Source organism: Streptomyces sp. NPDC005794 (assembly GCF_042871445.1).
Lineage (GTDB): Bacteria > Actinomycetota > Actinomycetes > Streptomycetales > Streptomycetaceae > Streptomyces.
In genome coordinates this window covers 78,975-95,849 of sequence record NZ_JBIAIN010000010.1, presented here as the reverse complement: position 1 = coordinate 95,849, position 16,875 = coordinate 78,975, and the positions used below count along the sequence as shown (strand labels likewise).

12 protein-coding genes and 1 riboswitch are annotated in these 16,875 nt (G+C 70.3%); of the genes, 3 read left to right on the top strand and 9 right to left on the bottom strand.

Annotated elements, in window-relative coordinates; all coding sequences use genetic code 11:
• Positions 1-243: 243 nt before the first annotated feature.
• Positions 244-1,140, top strand: coding sequence for a hypothetical protein (locus ACFYQ5_RS17935; protein ID WP_389198428.1), 897 nt, complete (start codon positions 244-246; stop codon positions 1,138-1,140).
• A gap of 36 nt (positions 1,141-1,176) precedes the next feature.
• Here the strand turns inward: ACFYQ5_RS17935 and ACFYQ5_RS17930 are convergent, their stop codons facing one another.
• The 6 genes from ACFYQ5_RS17930 to thrC all read right to left on the bottom strand — a co-directional run bounded on the left by ACFYQ5_RS17930 (position 1,177) and on the right by thrC (position 11,593).
• Positions 1,177-3,774 (bottom strand): glycoside hydrolase family 9 protein, encoded by a 2,598-nt coding sequence (locus tag ACFYQ5_RS17930; protein ID WP_389198738.1) that lies wholly within the window; start codon positions 3,772-3,774, stop codon positions 1,177-1,179.
• Between the two features lie 226 nt (positions 3,775-4,000).
• The gene (locus ACFYQ5_RS17925; protein ID WP_389198426.1) at positions 4,001-6,787 is read right to left on the bottom strand and encodes a glycosyl hydrolase; all 2,787 of its coding nucleotides are present in this window, start codon (positions 6,785-6,787) and stop codon (positions 4,001-4,003) included.
• Positions 6,788-7,300: 513 nt separating this feature from the next.
• On the bottom strand, positions 7,301-8,923 hold the full coding sequence (gene groL, locus ACFYQ5_RS17920; RefSeq protein ID WP_033297197.1) for a chaperonin GroEL: 1,623 nt from the start codon (positions 8,921-8,923) through the stop codon (positions 7,301-7,303).
• A 428-nt stretch (positions 8,924-9,351) separates the two neighbouring features.
• On the bottom strand, positions 9,352-9,558 hold the full coding sequence (locus ACFYQ5_RS17915) for a cold-shock protein (protein WP_003967346.1): 207 nt from the start codon (positions 9,556-9,558) through the stop codon (positions 9,352-9,354).
• A 432-nt stretch (positions 9,559-9,990) separates the two neighbouring features.
• On the bottom strand, positions 9,991-10,266 hold the full coding sequence (locus ACFYQ5_RS17910) for a MoaD/ThiS family protein (protein WP_145804483.1): 276 nt from the start codon (positions 10,264-10,266) through the stop codon (positions 9,991-9,993).
• A 28-nt stretch (positions 10,267-10,294) separates the two neighbouring features.
• Positions 10,295-11,593 carry a threonine synthase gene (gene thrC, locus ACFYQ5_RS17905; protein ID WP_389198424.1) on the bottom strand — a complete coding sequence of 433 codons (1,299 nt, stop codon included), beginning with the start codon at positions 11,591-11,593 and terminating at the stop codon, positions 10,295-10,297.
• A gap of 18 nt (positions 11,594-11,611) precedes the next feature.
• Positions 11,612-11,739, bottom strand: a riboswitch (SAM riboswitch).
• A gap of 153 nt (positions 11,740-11,892) precedes the next feature.
• Here thrC and ACFYQ5_RS17900 point away from each other — a divergent pair.
• Positions 11,893-12,843 carry a glucosyl-3-phosphoglycerate synthase gene (locus ACFYQ5_RS17900; protein WP_389198737.1) on the top strand — a complete coding sequence of 317 codons (951 nt, stop codon included), beginning with the start codon at positions 11,893-11,895 and terminating at the stop codon, positions 12,841-12,843.
• A 69-nt stretch (positions 12,844-12,912) separates the two neighbouring features.
• Entirely contained in the window at positions 12,913-14,304 is a 1,392-nt protein-coding gene (locus tag ACFYQ5_RS17895) for a trehalose-6-phosphate synthase (RefSeq protein WP_389198422.1), read from the top strand.
• Between the two features lie 54 nt (positions 14,305-14,358).
• Here ACFYQ5_RS17895 and otsB read toward each other — a convergent pair whose 3' ends face one another.
• From otsB to ACFYQ5_RS17880, 3 genes are all read right to left on the bottom strand, one after another.
• Positions 14,359-15,207, bottom strand: a complete 849-nt coding sequence (gene otsB / locus ACFYQ5_RS17890; RefSeq protein ID WP_389198420.1) for a trehalose-phosphatase — start codon at positions 15,205-15,207, stop codon at positions 14,359-14,361.
• Positions 15,208-15,280: 73 nt separating this feature from the next.
• Complete coding sequence (locus tag ACFYQ5_RS17885; RefSeq protein WP_389198418.1) at positions 15,281-15,559, bottom strand: DUF3263 domain-containing protein; 279 nt, start codon at positions 15,557-15,559, stop codon at positions 15,281-15,283.
• 14 nt (positions 15,560-15,573) lie between these two features.
• Positions 15,574-16,851 (bottom strand): ABC transporter substrate-binding protein, encoded by a 1,278-nt coding sequence (locus ACFYQ5_RS17880; RefSeq protein WP_389198416.1) that lies wholly within the window; start codon positions 16,849-16,851, stop codon positions 15,574-15,576.
• Between the last annotated feature and the right edge of the window lie 24 nt (positions 16,852-16,875).

Below are 16,875 nucleotides of genomic sequence, written 5' to 3'. Positions count from 1 at the left end.
TCGGGGGCGGCGGGCCCCACGCGTTGACCCCGGAGCTCAAGCCTCGGACTCCGAGCGCTCTTTCCAAGGAATGGTCGGCGGGTCTCTTCCCACCCACCCACCCTCCCCGCCTGCGAAGTTGACCGTTTGTGACCGACTTGCCACGGACCGTCGCCGCGCTCTAGCGTGCCGGACAACAGACGACCCCCGCCGGTGCGGGAACACCTGGCAGGGGTCTGACCACGCGATCGAAAGAGCGATCTGATGGCTGTCAGCCAGTTTAGTGCCGCCCCCTCCCCCTCGTACGCGCCCCCGCACCCCATGGCGAACCCCGGTTACGGCAAGCGTTCCGCCCCGGACCAACGCCCGCGCGGCGCGCGGGACTTCTCGCACCTGCCGCCTCGTGAGGCCGCCGTCGCCGCCTATATCGACCGGCTGCCGGACGGCTCCGACATCTCCGTGAAGACACTGGCCAAGTGGCTCCCGTACGGGCAGTGCGCCCTGCGGACCGCGCTCAACAGGCTCCAGGCGGCCGGACATCTGCGCCGGGGCAGCGAGTGCCTCGCCACCGACGAGGTCATGCTCTGGGTGACCCGGACGTTCTTCTCCCGTACCGCGCGCGACGACGGCTGGTGGGCGGCGTTCATCCGGGGCGACGTACCGCAGGAGACCCGGCATCCCACGCGCTCACGGGCGTTCGTCCTGCTGGCCGCCCTCGGGCGTACCGCGCCCACGCTGAGCCTGTCGGCGGCGGAGTGCGCGAGCCTGGAGCCGCAGGTCGGCGAGTGGTTCGAGCGGGGCGCCACGGAGGCGGAGCTGCTGCACGCCCTGACCGACGGGCTTCCCGTGCCCGTCCATCACGCGGCCTCGCTGATCCGCAGGCGGCTGACCGACAAGCTGCCCCCGCACCGGCCGGCCCCGGAGCGGCGGACGGCGCTGCTCACCCTGGAATGCGGCGAGTGCCGTGCGCCGGGCAGCCCCGAGGCCCTGGCGGGCGGGCTCTGCGCGCTGTGCCGGGGTGAGGACACCCACGCGCCTGCGGGCCCTCCCGGCGCCGTACCCACCGACGACGTACGGCAGCGGGTGGCGGCGGTCCGGGCCGGGCTCGTCCCCCGGCCGGAGCGGACCGGCCACGCCCGGGGCGTACGGACCCGGCGCTGACGAACACGCCGGGCCCGTACGGCTGGTGCGCCGGGATCAGCCCGAGGTGCAGGCCCGGCCGTTGAGCTTGAACGCCCCCGGGTCCGGTGCCGGGCCCGAGGCCGTGGTGTTGAAGCCGAAGTCGACCGCCGCGCCCGGGGCCAGAGCCCGGTTCCACGACAGCGGCCGGGCGCTGACCGTGCGGCCGGACTGGTCGAACTCCGCGCTCCAGGTGTGGCTCAGCCGCTGCTCACCGGAACCGGGCAGCAGCCAGGTCAGCGACCACGGCGAGACCGGCTCCGAGCCGGTGTTCTCGACGCGGACCGTCACCGTCGAGCCGCTGTTCCACGGGTGTGAGGAGTACGTGACCTCGCACGCGCGGGCCGGGCCGGTCTGCCCGCCCTCGCCCGCGTCGTCCAGGTAAGAGGCGATGAAGGCCAGCGGCGCGTTCCAGTTGACGGTGATCTCGTTGGTCGCCCACGAGCCGATGTCGTCGATGTAGCACATGGCCGGGGCGCAGCCGGTCAGCTTCTCCACCGCCACCGGGTCGCCGGAGGCGATCGCGGTGAGGTTGGGGCCGCCCGCGACCGAGCCGGGTGCCGGGTGGGGCAGGGAGGCGTCGTTCTGGTGCGCCCAGAAGCGGTGGTGCTGGTTGCGGGAGTCCCGCTCGCCGTAGCCGGTGACGTACGACTGGTTGAGGGGGTTGCGGCCGAGCAGGTAGTCGGCGCCCCGCAGCACGGCGTCCTGGTAGGCGGCTCCGCCGGTCAGGTCGTGGGCCGTGGCCAGCACGATCATGTTGTTCAGGACCTGGCTGTTGGAGCCCCAGACGTAGTCCTCGCCCGGGGGGGCGTACGGGAGCCCGTAGGCCTGCTCGCGGGACTGTGCGGCGTAGCGGTCGGCGGCCGTGGTGACGACGGAGCGGACGTCACCGAGCTGTGCCGAGGTGAGGCCGTTCGGCACGGTGGCCAGCGTGAGCACGCCCAGTCCGCCGGTGGAGCCCCATGAGATGCCGCCGCCCGCCGGGAAGACCGCGTCCGTGTCACCGTGCAGGTCGGAGGAGAGCACCGCCTGGCGGTAGGTGTCCTTGCCCGTCGTGGTGAACAGCTCGGCGGCCGCCCAGTAGAACTCGTCCGAGACGTCGTTGTCGCTGTACGCGCCGCCGCCGGTGCCGTCGTCCGGATCGGCGAGCACGTCCGGGTGCTGCTTCGCGGCGGCCCACGCGGTCTCGGCGGCCCGCAGGCAGCGGTCCGCGAAGTCCTCGTCGAAGGGGGCGTAGAGCCGGGCGCACTGGGCGGCCGAGGCGGCGAGGTTCAGCGTGGCGGCCGTCGACGGGGGGTGCAACTCGCGCTGCTGGGGGTCGAGATGGGGCTTCATGGGCAGCCCGGTCCACTCGGCGTCGTGCATCTTGTGGTGCGCCATTCCCGCCAGCGGCTCGCCGTCCGGGACCTGCATCTTGATCAGGAAGTCCATCTCCCAGCGCGCCTCGTCCAGGATGTCCGGCACCCCGTTGTCGCGCTCGGGCACCCGCAGCTCACCGTCGCCGAGCTCCGCCGACTCGGCGTTCGGGGCGGTCAGGGTGCGCTCGTACGTGGACATCAGCTGGGCCACCGAGATGCCGCCGTTGACCACGTACTTGCCGTGGTCGCCCGCGTCGTACCAGCCGCCCGACACATCCAGCCGGTAGTCACAGACCCCGGGCTGGCAGGGGACGTCCGTGTCGCCCTTGTTGGGCGCGACACCGATGTGGCCGGCCGGGCGTGCGTACTCCTCGCCGACGAGGTCCGCCTCGATCGGGGTGCCGCTGCGGTTGTGGTAGAAGTACGCCAGCGCGTCGGAGCGCAGCCCGTCGTACAGGTCACCGCGGATCGAGAAGGGCTCGCTGACCTCGCCGTCGACCTCCACGGTGTAACCGTCGCCCGCCGTGGTGAGGTCGCCGAAGTCGAAGGTGTGGACCCGCTGGAGCGAGCTGGGGTCCTCGCCCTGCGGAACGGTCGTGCCGGTGGCGGCCGTCGAGCCGTCCCCGGCCTTCACCGTCCAGGTCAGCGGCGCGTCGGCGTCGGTGACCACGGTGCCGTTCTTGGGACCGTGGGGCAGGTACCCGACCTGGTTGACGCGGACGGGCGACCCGGTGTCCGGTACGTACACGGGCGGTTCGGCCCCGCCCCGCAGCGAGACGTCGTCCAGGCAGAAGGCCGTCGCCCGCTCACCGCCGCCGATCTGCAGCTGCACCGACGCGGCCGGCAGGTCCACCGAGGCCGTGAACGTGCGGGTCACCCGGGTGGCCTCCACACCGACCGGGTCCGCGGTGGCGAGCACCGTCGTGTACGGTTCGGCCGCCTCCTGGACGCGGGTCTGGGCGGTCAGGGGAACGGTCGAACTGGCCGTGTACGACAGCTCGTAGCTCTCGCCCGCGACGATCGGGACGTCGTTCTGGCCGACGATGACGTCCCAGGCGTTGGCCGTGCCGGCGGGCACCTCGGCGCACAGCCGGCCGTCCGACACGGCCGCCGGCGCGTTCGCCGTCCACCACCAGGGGGCGGTACCGGCGGCGAAGTCGCCGTTGGAGATCTGCTCGGGGCCGGGCTCGGCCTCCTGGGCACCGGCCGTACCGGGTACCGCGAGCGCCGCCGCGAACAGTAAGGCTGCGGCCGATATCCCGAGGACACGTCTCCCGTGCCGGGGACGGACGCGTACGGGCCGTGCGGAGAGTGGTGAGGCATTCACCGGGGAGGCCTTTCGTCGACAGGTGCGGGTGGGGCGGGAACACACATGGGAGCGCTCCCATATGCATTGTGGAGGCCGTTCGCGAGATCCGCCAGGGTCATGACAGACACAGCGGGCCCCGGCCTGAGTGGCCGGGGCCCGCCGCGCACAGGAGCGTCTAGACGTACGGGATCTTCACGACCGCCGCGTCCGTGCCGGTCTGCACCTGGGAGGTGCCGTTGCCCAGCGCGTTCCAGATCTCCAGGCGGACCGTGCCGCCCCTGAGGTCGCCCAGGTTTCCGGTCACCGCCGCGGTGCCCCCGGCCTGGGTGTACTCCTCCCACCCCGTGACCGGGTCGGTCGCGAAGTAGCGGAAGGTCTCGGTCCGGTCGAAGGTGCCGTCACCGGTGAGGTCGTAACTGACCCTGACCTGCGGGGCGAGACCCACCTTCGTACCCGCGTCGACCCGCAGACGGAAGGCGGTGGACGCACCCGCCGCGAGCGTCCCGTCGACCTTCTTGATCTCGTAGACCGTCGGCTTGTACGGCGTACCGTCCCGGTTGACGCCGTCGGCCGAGGCCAGCGTGTCGGCTCCCGCCGCGCCGTCCGTGGCGGTGGTGAGGGCGCCGCCGGATTTCAGCCGGAAGGTGTTGCCGGTGGACGGGCCCGGCTCCTCGGGATCCGGATCGGGGTCACCGCCGCCGGCACCCGTGCCGGTGGCCGTGGACCGTGCCGGCACCGAGAGGGTCGCACCGTCGGAGAAGGTGACGGTGACGGCGGTGGAACCGTGGTTGTGGGCGCTGTACGTCCGGACGCCGTTCTTGGTGAAGACGGCGGAGGTCGGGATGTTCCCGCTGACGGTCATGTCGGGGGCGCCCAGGCTGTCGAGCGTGGTGACCCAGTGATACGTGTGCGCCTTGGACTCACCCTGCTCCGGGGTGTACCCCGCGTTGCCCGCGTCCCACTTGGCCTTGGCCGCCGCCGGATCGGCCAGCGACTCGAACTCCCACAGGAGGTCGCGCCACTCGACGGCCGGTCCGCCGTTCTCCCGCTCCATCTCCGCGATGTTCCGCCTGATGGCCTCCTTCTCGCGGGCCAGGTGCAGCGAACCGCCGGTGACGGGGAGGACGTTGATGCCGTGGATCTCCTCCGGGTTCGCGGTCCACCAGGTGGAGTACGCGCCGCCGCTGCCCCACACCATGCCGACGGTGTCGTGGCCGAAGGCCCCCGGGAAGACCTGCTGGTCGGCGTCGAACCAGTACTGCGTGATCGCTTCCGACTCGGTGGTCAGCAGATAGCTGCCGAGATCCCGCAGCCCGGTGTCACCCGTCGCCGCGCCCCACAGGACGAGTCCCGCGCTGAGGTTGACGGACTCCGACGAGGACTCCTGGTTGTTGCCCGCCGCGAAGCCCTGGTGGCCGGAGGCCCAGCTGTGACCCGCGTACACGTCGAAGCCGCGCAGGAACGGGTACGCGGTGTCCGTGCGGCTGGGGTTGGCGGTGTCCCGCACCAGCGTCTTGACCATGGCGCCCCAGGCGGAGTCGGCGGCCCACGCCTGGTCGTACTGGGCGACGATCGCCGCCGCGTACACGTAGTAGCTGTAGTGGAAGTGGTGGTCGTTGAGTTCGGTGTCGCTGCCGTACGAGGCCGGGTAGCCGGTGAGCGTCTTCCAGTCCTTGTCGTAGCTGAACTCAGCTGCGCCGCCCGCCGTGAACCACTCCTGGAGTCGGCCCTTCATCAGGCCGAGCAGCTTGTCCCGGATACCGGTCTGGCCGATCTGGTCGGCCACGGGCACCAGCTGGGCGAGGCGGCCGAGCGCCTTGCCGGTCCAGTACGTGTCAGCGGCCCCGGAGAACGGGTCGGAGGCGTTCGCCACCTCGTTGAGGTATCCGGTCAGCCGCGCCTTGTCGACCCCGGTGGACGCGGGGAGGGCGGGCAGCACGCCCTGGTTCTTCTGGCTGGTGGTGAAGGACGCGGACTCCCGCACCTTCATGGTGCCGCGCGGGGAGACGTACGTGTACGGCGTGAGCGCGTCGGTGGTGTGCAGCCACTGGTGGCGGTACAGCGCCTGGAGCGTGCCGCGCTCGGTGCCCTCTTTCGCCTCCGTGGTCAGGCTGTAGGTCGCCTTGACCGTGCCGCCGGCCGACTCCCAGGCCACCTTGGAGCCGGTGACGAAGCTGAAGGCGTACTTCCGGTAGGTCGCGAGCGCGTCCGTGGACGGCAGCACGGCGAGCGAGAAGTAGTCCTTGCCGCCGAGCCCGGCGGTGATCGCCGTGCCGGAGACGTTCCAGTCACTGCCGGTCGGGGCGAACAGGGCGTAATGGTGGCCCGCGACCGTGATGCCGAGGACGTTGCCGTTGTCCGCGAAGACGGTGGGGGTGCCGGCCGTGGTGATCCGGGCGTCGCCGCCGGAGCCCTTGGCGTACACGAAGGGCATGCCGTGCCCGATGGTCGTGCGCAGGGTGCGGGCGCCGTCCGACCAGTAGGGCGTGACCGTCCAGTCGGACCAGTCGTCGGCCTTGGTGTCCGGGGAGTTCAGGCCGTTGAGGCCGACGGTGAGGTCGGCCTTGTGCGCGTACTCGTACTGACGGCCTTCCCCGACGATCGCGGGTGTGGTCGGGTAGCCGACCTCCAGTCCGCCGGAGGTCGCCTGGTAGGTCAGCGGATGCCCGTACATCGGGGTGGAGTACGGGTTGTCGCCGTAGCGCTGGTAGGCGAGGGAGGACCACCAGTCGTTGGTCGGGACCGGCTTGTCCTTGGCCGCCGCCGTGAGCTTGGGCGTGACCGGGGCGCCGGTGTCGGTGGTGGGGCCGGACGTACCGGCGGGGCGGCTGTCGGTATAACTGCCGGAACCCGCGGGGATGGTGGCGGCTGCCGCCGGGGACGCGGCAGGGCCCAGACCCACGGCGGCCAGAGCGATGGCCAGGACCGTCGCCGCTGCTGGTCTGGAGAGGGAGGCTTGCATGGGGCAGCACCTCGTCATGGGGGGGCAGGGAGCGCCTGAGAGCGCTCTCAATGCCCAGGAACGTAAAACCTTTGAAAGGTAAGTGTCAATAGTGCTGACACAGACGGGAGTTGGGGGTAACGCAAAGTCGCCGTGCGTTCGAGTCTTGACCGGGGAGAGGACCTCGGGAGGTGCTCCGGGCGCAGGTCGTGAGGGCGCGGGACGGGTACGGACCGGATGCCCCCTCCCGAGGGCCCCTCACCCGGGCCCGACGGCGTGGGTGCGTCGCGCCACACGGAGGACGGTCAGATGGCGATGATGCCGTGCACGGCGAAGCCGGTTCCCGTCAGGACGGCGGATCCGGTGCGGGCCGGCGTGCGGTGTCGGGACAGTTCACCGGGCCGGCGAGCGGGGACCGGCCCTGGAAGCGGTACCGATGGAACGACGCCGGCCCCCGGGAGGAATCCCGGGGGCCGGCATCGTACAGGTGCTGCGGGGTGCAGCGGGTGCTGCGTGGAGCTGCTGATCCGAGGATCAGAAGTCCATGTCACCGCCCGGCATGCCGCCCGGAGCGGCCGCAGAGGCCTTCTCCGGCTTGTCGGCGATGACGGCCTCGGTGGTGAGGAAGAGCGCGGCGATGGACGCGGCGTTCTGCAGGGCGGAGCGCGTGACCTTCGCCGGGTCGATGATGCCCTCGGCGATCATGTCGACGTACTCACCGGTCGCGGCGTTGAGGCCGTGACCGATCGGCAGGTTGCGCACCTTCTCGACGATGACGCCACCCTCGAGACCACCGTTGACGGCGATCTGCTTGAGCGGGGCCTCCAGCGCGAGCTTCACGGCGTTGGCGCCCGTGGCCTCGTCACCGGTCAGGTCGAGCTTCTCGAAGACGGCCGAGGCCTGGAGCAGAGCCACGCCACCACCGGCGACGATGCCCTCCTCGACGGCGGCCTTGGCGTTGCGCACCGCGTCCTCGATGCGGTGCTTGCGCTCCTTGAGCTCCACCTCGGTGGCGGCGCCGGCCTTGATGACGGCCACGCCGCCGGCCAGCTTCGCGAGGCGCTCCTGGAGCTTCTCGCGGTCGTAGTCCGAGTCGGAGTTCTCGATCTCGGCACGGATCTGCTTGACGCGACCCTGGACCTGGTCGCTGTCGCCGCCACCGTCGACGATGGTCGTCTCGTCCTTGGTGATGACGACCTTGCGAGCGGTGCCGAGCAGGTCGACGCCGGCGTTCTCCAGCTTGAGACCGACCTCCTCGGAGATGACGGTGCCACCGGTGAGGATGGCGATGTCGCCGAGCATGGCCTTGCGGCGGTCACCGAAGCCCGGAGCCTTGACGGCGACGGACTTGAAGGTGCCACGGATCTTGTTGACGACCAGCGTCGACAGAGCCTCGCCCTCGACGTCCTCCGCGATGATCAGCAGGGGCTTGCCCGACTGCATGACCTTCTCGAGCAGCGGAAGGAGGTCCTTCACGTTGCTGATCTTGGAGTTGACGATCAGGATGTACGGGTCGTCGAACGACGTCTCCATACGCTCCATGTCGGTGGCGAAGTACGCCGAGATGTAGCCCTTGTCGAAGCGCATACCCTCGGTGAGCTCGAGCTCCAGACCGAAGGTCTGGGACTCCTCGACGGTGATGACGCCTTCCTTGCCGACCTTGTCCATAGCCTCGGCGATCTTGGCGCCGATCTCGGTGTCAGCAGCGGAGATGGAGGCCGTCGAAGCGATCTGCTCCTTGGTCTCCACGTCCTTCGCCTGCTCCAGCAGAGCGGCGGAGACGGCCTCGACGGCCTTCTCGATGCCACGCTTCAGAGCCATCGGGTTGGCACCCGCGGCGACGTTGCGCAGGCCCTCGCGGACGAGAGCCTGAGCGAGAACGGTGGCGGTGGTCGTACCGTCGCCGGCGACGTCGTCCGTCTTCTTGGCGACCTCCTTGACCAGCTCCGCACCGATCTTCTCGTACGGGTCCTCGAGCTCGATCTCCTTGGCGATGGAAACACCATCGTTGGTGATCGTGGGCGCGCCCCACTTCTTCTCGAGGACGACGTTACGGCCCTTGGGGCCGAGGGTGACCTTGACGGCGTCGGCGAGCTGGTTCATCCCGCGCTCGAGACCGCGCCGTGCCTCCTCGTCGAACGCGATGATCTTGGCCATGTGAAGTGGTCCTCCCGGACTAATGGGGTCTCCCCTGCTCGAACGCAGTTGAGAGCTTGGGGAAGGATTTCTCCGGACCGAGTGGCGCCCGCGACGGACGGCCAGCGTGCTCAGTGGTTCCTTGCCCCACTGGGCCTGCGGGCCTCACCGGCCCGGTCCAAGTTTCTGTCACTCTCACCTGGAGAGTGCTAACGCCAATGATTAGCACTCGACCCCTGAGAGTGCAAGCGCCTTCGGGGACGGCTCGCTGAGGGGATGGGACCTCCCCCGGCCGAACGAAGCCGAGAGCCCGGGGAGGGCGGGCGCGAGCGCCCTCTTCGGGACACGGGCAGCCGAGAGGGGCGCACGGACGCACGTGAGGCCCGTACCCCGGTGGGAGGTACGGGCCCCGCGTGTGTGAGTGGTGTCGTTGGCCGACCGCGCCGAGCTCAGCCGACGGCGAGCTTGACCATGTCTGCCTGCGGCCCCTTCTGGCCCTGCGAGATCTCGAATTCAACTCGCTGACCCTCTTCGAGGGTGCGGTACCCGTCCATCTGGATCGCGCTGTAGTGGACGAAAACATCCGCACCACCGTCGACCGCGATGAAGCCGTACCCCTTCTCCGCGTTGAACCACTTGACGGTGCCCTGAGCCATGCCTAACTCCCCTATTACTGGCCCTTGCACGAGCCCGCACTTCGCGGGCCCGGGTCAGAACTCACCCTCCGACAGGAGAGGGTGGCGTGCGCCGGAACGCGTCGACCGCGGCCGAATGTATCTGCCCAACTGCCCTCTGCAACAGGTCAATCGGACGAGAATTCCGGGCACACATGGCCGCACGCATGAGGGGAATTCATAAGATTCCCGGGCAAGTCGGGCCCGACAAAGGCCACTTATGCCACAAGGAGTACACGTACTTTGGCTGCTTCTTGTCGCGGCCGGGCGCATTCTCATATGCGGGTGGCCGGGGCAGCTGCGGGGACTTCCCCAACTCTACCGTGCTCAACCATACAGAATGGCCCCCTCCGCTTCTCTTGCGGAGGGGGCCATTCTGCTTACTCCGTGCGCTCGGGCAGCCCGAGCGGCCCGTCAGCCTCCGGCGACGGCCGGGATGATCGAGACGCCGGCACCGTCCGGGGTCGCCGCGTCCAGGCCGCCCTCGAAGCGCACGTCGTCGTCGTTGACGTACACGTTGACGAAGCGGCGCAGCTTGCCCTGGTCGTCCAGGACGCGGGCGCCGATGCCCGGGTGGTTCTGCTCCAGGGACGCGATGACCTCGGAGAGGGTCGCACCCTCGGCCGGGACCTCGGCCTGACCGCCCGTGTAGGTGCGGAGGATGGTGGGGATACGGACCTTGACGCTCATGTGGGTACCTTCCTTCGGTCTCGGGTGGTCAGCTGGCGGCGGCGAGGCCCGCGTCGCGGAACGCGTCCAGGCTGGGCCGGATCGTCGCCGACAGGCCGGTCGTCGGTGCGACCGCGTCGAGCGTCTTCAGTCCGTCGCCGGTGTTCAGGACGACGGTGGTCAGCGTCGGGTCGAGCAGACCGGCGTCGATCAGCTTCTTCGTCACGCCGACCGTCACCCCGCCCGCCGTCTCGGCGAAGATGCCCTCGGTGCGGGCCAGCAGCTTGATCGCGTCGACGACCTGCTCGTCGTCGACGTCCTCCACGGCACCACCGGTGCGGCGGGCGATGTCCAGGACGTACGGCCCGTCGGCCGGGTTGCCGATCGCCAGGGACTTGGCGATGGTGTTCGGCTTCTGCGGGCGCACGACGTCGTGGCCGGCCTTGAAGGCGGTGGAGACCGGGGAGCAGCCCTCGGCCTGGGCGCCGAAGATCTTGTACGGCTTGTCCTCGACGAGGCCGAGCTTGATCAGCTCCTGCAGCCCCTTGTCGATCTTCGTGAGCTGCGAGCCGGACGCGATCGGGATCACGAGCTGGTCGGGCAGCTGCCAGCCGAGCTGCTCGCAGATCTCGTACGCCAGCGTCTTGGAGCCCTCGCCGTAGTACGGACGCAGGTTGACGTTGACGAAGCCCCAGCCCTCGCCGAGCGGGTCGCCGATGAGCTCCGAGCAGAAGCGGTTGACGTCGTCGTAATTGCCCTCGATGCCGACTAGTTCACCGCCGTACACCGCGGCCATGACGACCTTGCCCTGCTCCAGGTCGTGCGGGATGAACACGCAGGACCGGAAGCCGGCGCGGGCCGCGGCGGCGCCCACCGCACCGGCGAGGTTGCCGGTCGAGGAGCAGGAGAGGGTGGTGAATCCGAAGGCGCGGGCGGCCTCGACGGCGATGGCGACGACGCGGTCCTTGAAGGAGTGCGTCGGGTTGCCCGAGTCGTCCTTGACGTACAGACCGCCGGTCACGCCCAGCTCACGGGCGAGGTTGTCGGCCTTGACCAGCTTCGTGAAACCGGGGTTGATGTTGGGCTTGTCCGCGACGTCGGAGGGGACGGGCAGCAGCGGCGCGTAGCGCCAGATGTTGTTCGGGCCCTCGGCGATGCGCTTCTTCAGCTCTTCGGGGGAGCCGCTCGGCAGGTCGTACGCCACTTCGAGCGGCCCGAAACAGGACGCACAGGCGAAAATCGGACCGAGCTCGAAACGCTCGCCGCATTCGCGGCAGGAAAGCGCCGCGGCGGGACCGAGGTCCACGGCGGAAGAATCGGTGTTCGCTGCAACTGTCTGCACGGCCATGATGGCGGAGGCCCTTTCTCCTCATCTTCCTTGCGACGTATTTCGCCACAAGACGGAATTGGCACCTTCCCCACCGTGACCTCGCGGTCGGCAGGAGGGTTGCCGGGACTTCAACGGGCCGTTCCCTCAGTCCCTCTGGATGAGCGCTATGGCACCGGACCATGGATCCGGGCGTTTATTCGCGGACCGACCCCGACATGCGAGGGTCATCCGCGTTGTTCAAGACTGTAACCGAAGCACTGGACGGTTGAGATAGTCGTCCGAACCGCGAGATGGATCACATACAGGGAGTATCGACCGTGCTGGAAGAGGTGGAACGCTGGCTGACCAGGCGTTCCTGGTCTGCTGCCGACCGCCCGATCGACCGGCTGACGGCCGCGCGGGCGAGGGATCCGCACCGCTCGCGCGTGAGCGTGGTGCTGCCGGCGCTGAACGAGGAGGCGACGGTCGGCGCGATCGTCGCGGAGATCCGGCGCGAGCTGATGGCGAAGGTCCAGCTCGTCGACGAACTGGTGGTGATCGACTCCGGATCCTCCGACGCCACCTCCGAGGAGGCGCGGCGGGCCGGCGCCCGGGTCGTGCACCGGGACGCGATCCTGCCCCGGATCCCCGCCCTCCCCGGCAAGGGCGAGGTCCTGTGGCGCTCACTCCTGGTGACCAGCGGAGAGATAGTCTGCTTCGTCGACGCGGACCTCAAGGATTTCTCCGCGGACTTCGTCTCCGGGATCGTCGGCCCGCTGCTCACCGACCCTTCGGTACAGCTCGTCAAGGCCATGTACGACCGGCCGCTGGGAGAAAGCGCAGGCCAGGGCGGCCGGGTCACCGAGCTGGTGGCGCGCCCACTGCTCAATCTGCACTGGCCACGGCTGGCCGGCTTCGTCCAGCCGCTGGGCGGCGAATACGCGGTGCGGCGCTCCCTGCTGGAGCAGCTCCCCTTCCCGGTCGGTTACGGAGTGGAGCTGGGCCTCCTCGTCGACGCGCTGCACACGGTCGGCCTGGACGCGCTGGCGCAGGTCGACGTCGGCGTGCGCAAACACCGCCACCAGGACGGCCAGGCCCTCGGCCGGATGGCAGCCACGATCTACCGCACGGCGCAGCTGCGGCTCTCCCGGGGAACGCTCGTACGGCCCGAGATCACCCAGTTCGAGCGGGGCCCCGAGGGCTTCGTCCCGCACACCCATGCGGTGGACACCGAGGAACGGCCGCCGATGCGGGACATCGTGGAGTACGCGTCACGGAACGCGGCGTAACGGTTCTTCGCCCCGGCTCCACGGTCACTTCACGTTTGGAGGCTTCCCGGACGGGCTAGGTTCGGGTACATGGTCTCCGAGCACTCCGCCCAGGTCCTCGTCGCGTCCAACCGCGGCCCCGTGTCGTACGCACTGCGGGAGGACGGCACGCTCGACTCGAAGCGGGGCGGCGGCGGGCTCGTCTCCGGCCTCAGCGCCGTCGACGACAAGCTGTGGGTGTGCGCGGCCCTCAGCGACGGCGACCGGGAGGCGGTCCGGCGCGGGGTGTCCGAACCTGGCGTCCGCATGCTCGACATCGACGCCGGGGTCCATGCCGACGCGTACAACGGCATCGCGAACTCGGTGCTCTGGTTCGTCCACCACATGATCTACCAGACGCCGCTGGAGCCCGTCTTCGACGCGGAGTTCCGCCGGCAGTGGGCCTCCTACGAGGCGTACAACCGGGCCTTCGCGGAGGCACTCGCCGAGGAGGCGGGCGAGGGTGCCGCGGTCCTGGTGCAGGACTACCACCTCTCGCTGGTCCCCGGCATACTGCGCGAACTGCGCCCCGACCTGCGGATCGGGCACTTCTCGCACACCCCCTGGGCTCCCGTCGACTACTTCCGGCTGCTGCCCGACGACATCGGTGAGCAACTGCTGAAGGGCATCCTGGGCGCCGACCGCGCCGCGTTCCTGACCCGTCGCTGGGCGGACGCCTTCATCAGCTGCTGCACGGAGATCCTCGGCGGCACCGGCCGCACCCGGATCGGGGTGCACGGGCTGGGCGCCGACGCGGACTTCCTGCGCCGCCGCTCCCGCGAGGCGGACGTGGACGAGCGCCTGGAGATCCTGCGGGAGCAGATCGGCGCGGACCGGCGCACGATCGTGCGGGTGGACCGCACGGAGCTCTCCAAGAACATCGTCCGTGGGCTGCACGCCTACCGGGCACTCCTGGAGGAGCGTCCCGAGTGGCGCGAGCGCGTGGTGCACGTCGCCTTCGCCTACCCCTCGCGGCAGGACCTCGCGGTCTACCGCGACTACACGGCGGAGGTCCAGCGGGTCGCCGACTCCGTCAACGCGGACTACGGCACGGAGGGCTGGACCCCGGTCCTGCTCCACGTCGACGACGACTTCGCCCGTTCCCTGGCGGCGTACCGGCTGGCGGACGTGGCCCTGGTCAACCCGATCCGCGACGGCATGAACCTGGTCGCCAAGGAGGTCCCGGTCGTCTCGGACCACGGCTGCGCGCTGGTGCTCTCCCGGGAGGCGGGGGCGTACGAGGAGCTGGGCGACGACGCGATCGTGGTGAACCCGTACGACGTGTCGGCCACGGCGACGGCGCTGCACGCGGCGCTCACGATGGACCCCGACGAGCGGGAGGCACGCTCGAAGCGCCTGGCCGCCGCCGCGACCGCGCTGCCGCCGCAGCGGTGGTTCCTGGACCAGCTGGACGCACTGCGGGCTCAGAGGTCGCGCGGATAGGTGGAGGGGAGGAACGAGCGGGGCACGCGACGCCGCCCCGCCCAGGGCCACCTCTCAGGGCTGCGCGAGCTGCCGGGCCAGGTTCCCGAGCAACTCGGCCACCGCTGCCGGGCCCGGCAGCAGCAGGTCGGCGCGCTCGGCGAGTTCGGGGACCCCGGTTCCGCTGCACACCAGCAGTCCGGCGGTGCCCCGGGTGCGGAGCTTCTCCACGGCGGCGTACGCGGCGAGGTCGCCGAGGTCGTCGCCGGCGTACAGCACCGTCTCGGCGCCGGTCTCCTTCACGTACTCCTCCAGCGCCACACCCTTGTCCATGCCCGGCGGGCGCAACTCCAGGACGAGGCGGCCCGGTTCGACGATCAGCCCGTGACGGGCGGCGAGGCCGTCCAGCGGGGCGCGCAGGGCCTCGAAGGTGGCCTGCGGGTCGGCGGCGCGGCGGGTGTGCACGGCGACCGCGCGGCCCTTCTCCTCGATCCAGGTGCCGCTGTCGGCACCCGCCTCCGCCAGCACGTCCGGGAGTTCCGCCCTGGCGGCTTCGACGCCGGGATCCTGGGCGGGGGCATGGGCGGAGCCGGTGACGGCGTCCCAGCGCTCGGCCCCGTAGTGCCCGAGGACGACGAGGTGGTCCAGGCCCCGCACCCCGGCGAAGCCGCCGTACCGCACTGCGGTGTAGGCCGGCCGGCCGGTGATCACCGCGACGGCGGCGACCCTGGGGGCCAGCGCGGAGAGGGCCGGGACGACGTGGGGATGGGCGCGGGACTGTTCCGGGTCCGGGACGATGTCGGCGAGCGTGCCGTCGAAGTCCAGCGCGACGACCGCGCGGGCCGGGCGGGCGAGGAGTGCGGCGAGGCCTTCGCGGCCGGCCTGGGTGGACGGGGACGGGAGGAGGTGTGCCGGGTAGCCCATGGTCCGAGCGTAGCGGTGACCGTGGGTCGCGGCGGGGCTCCGAACGCCGGAGAGGCCGGATTCGGCCCCTTTCTCAGCGGCGGCCGCGCCTCGCCTCGCGGACCCGGCGCAGGCGGTTCACGGTGACCGGGTCCGCCTCCAGAGCGCGGCGGTCGTCCAGGAGCGCGTTGAGCAGTTGGTAGTAGCGGACCGGCGCGATGCCCAGCTCCTCCCGGATCGCCCGCTCCTTCGCGCCGGGACCCGGCCAGGAGCGCCGCTCCAGGGCCAGCACCGCGCGTTCCCGGTCGGAGAGCGGGACGGCGGAGTCGGCTGAGTCGGCGGAGTCGGCGGAGTCGGCGGACGGGGCGGTCATATCAACCAACCTACCTACTCCGCGCTCTCCGCCTGCCGGGCCCGGGCCGCGACGCCCACGAGCACGTTCTCCGGGCTGCCGCCGGGCTCCACCGCGGAGCCGATGTTCTTCTTGATCATCTCGCTGGCCTGCGCCCACGAGGTCTTGCCGAACGGGTACAGCTGCGAGTTCGGCAGCGCCGACAGGAACGGCCGCAGCGACTTGTGCTTGCCGTCGGTCTCCATGACGGCGGACGCGCTCATGGTCACGGGCAGCAGGTCGTACTGGTCGGCGAAGGCCAGCACGTTGGCGTCCTGGTAGGCGAAGTCGAGGAACTTACCGATCTCCGCCCGATGGCCGTTCTGCTTGAAGCCCATCATCCAGTCGGCCACGCCCATCGAGCCCTCGGTCGGTCCGTCGACCCCGGGCAGCGGGACCATGCCGACCTCGACGCCCTTCTTCTCGGCCTCCTGCATCAGCGTCGGATGGCCGTTGAGCATGCCCACCTCGCCCTTGGTGAACGCGTCGAAGGCCTTCGCCCGGTCGAGCTTCCCGGGGGCGACGGGGCCGGTGAGGCCCTTCCCGACGAGGTCGTTCTTCAGCCACTGGAAGGTCGCTATGTTGGCCTGGGAGTCGATGGCGTAGTTGCCGACGTCGTCCGTGTAGCCGCCTCCGCCGCTGAGCATCCACATCAGGGTCTCGGCCTGGGACTCCTCCTGACCGAGCGGCAGAGCGAAGGGGTAGGTCACACCGTGCTTCTTGAGCGTGGTGGCATCGCGCTGGATGTCGTCCCAGGTCTGGGGGGCCCCGAGGCCGGCCTGGGCGAACAGGCCCTTGTTGTAGAAGAGGAGCCGGGTACTGGCCACGAAGGGCAGGCCGTACAGATTGCCGTCGACCTCGCCCGCGTCGGTGAGCGAGGGCATGAAGTTGGCCCCGGTGCGGATGGCGAGCATCTCGTTGGCGGCGTAGAGCTTGTCCGCCTTGGCGTAGTCGGCGTACGCCCCGATCTGCGCGATGTCGGGGGCCTTGCCGGCCTTCACCATCTCGGCGACCTCGCGGTCGACGTCCTTCCAGGAGTAGACGCTGACGTCGACCTTGATATCGGGGTTCTGCTTCTCGAACTTCCCCGCGACGTCGTCCCAGTACTTCTCGGAGCTGTTCTCCGCACCGGTGCCGTAGTCGGCCGCTACCAGCCGCAGGGTGACGTCGCCACCACCGGTGTCCGCCCCGCACCCCGACAACGTTGCCGTCATACCGAGTGCGGCCACCACCGCGGTCAGACCCACAAAGCACCGCTGCACAGCCCTGTCCATTCCTAGATCCCTCGACGCGGGCGC

Excerpts from the sequence above, each read along its gene's own strand:
- ACFYQ5_RS17895 (WP_389198422.1), top strand. The coding sequence starts at position 12,913 with ATGGTCTCCGAGCACTCCGCCCAGGTCCTCGTCGCGTCCAACCGCGGC.
- otsB (WP_389198420.1), bottom strand. The coding sequence starts at position 15,207 with ATGGGCTACCCGGCACACCTCCTCCCGTCCCCGTCCACCCAGGCCGGC.
- thrC (WP_389198424.1), bottom strand. The coding sequence starts at position 11,593 with ATGGCCGTGCAGACAGTTGCAGCGAACACCGATTCTTCCGCCGTGGAC.
- groL (WP_033297197.1), bottom strand. The coding sequence starts at position 8,923 with ATGGCCAAGATCATCGCGTTCGACGAGGAGGCACGGCGCGGTCTCGAG.
- ACFYQ5_RS17910 (WP_145804483.1), bottom strand. The coding sequence starts at position 10,266 with ATGAGCGTCAAGGTCCGTATCCCCACCATCCTCCGCACCTACACGGGC.
- ACFYQ5_RS17935 (WP_389198428.1), top strand. The coding sequence starts at position 244 with ATGGCTGTCAGCCAGTTTAGTGCCGCCCCCTCCCCCTCGTACGCGCCC.
- ACFYQ5_RS17880 (WP_389198416.1), bottom strand. The coding sequence starts at position 16,851 with ATGGACAGGGCTGTGCAGCGGTGCTTTGTGGGTCTGACCGCGGTGGTG.
- ACFYQ5_RS17885 (WP_389198418.1), bottom strand. The coding sequence starts at position 15,559 with ATGACCGCCCCGTCCGCCGACTCCGCCGACTCCGCCGACTCAGCCGAC.
- ACFYQ5_RS17915 (WP_003967346.1), bottom strand. The coding sequence starts at position 9,558 with ATGGCTCAGGGCACCGTCAAGTGGTTCAACGCGGAGAAGGGGTACGGC.
- ACFYQ5_RS17925 (WP_389198426.1), bottom strand. The coding sequence starts at position 6,787 with ATGCAAGCCTCCCTCTCCAGACCAGCAGCGGCGACGGTCCTGGCCATC.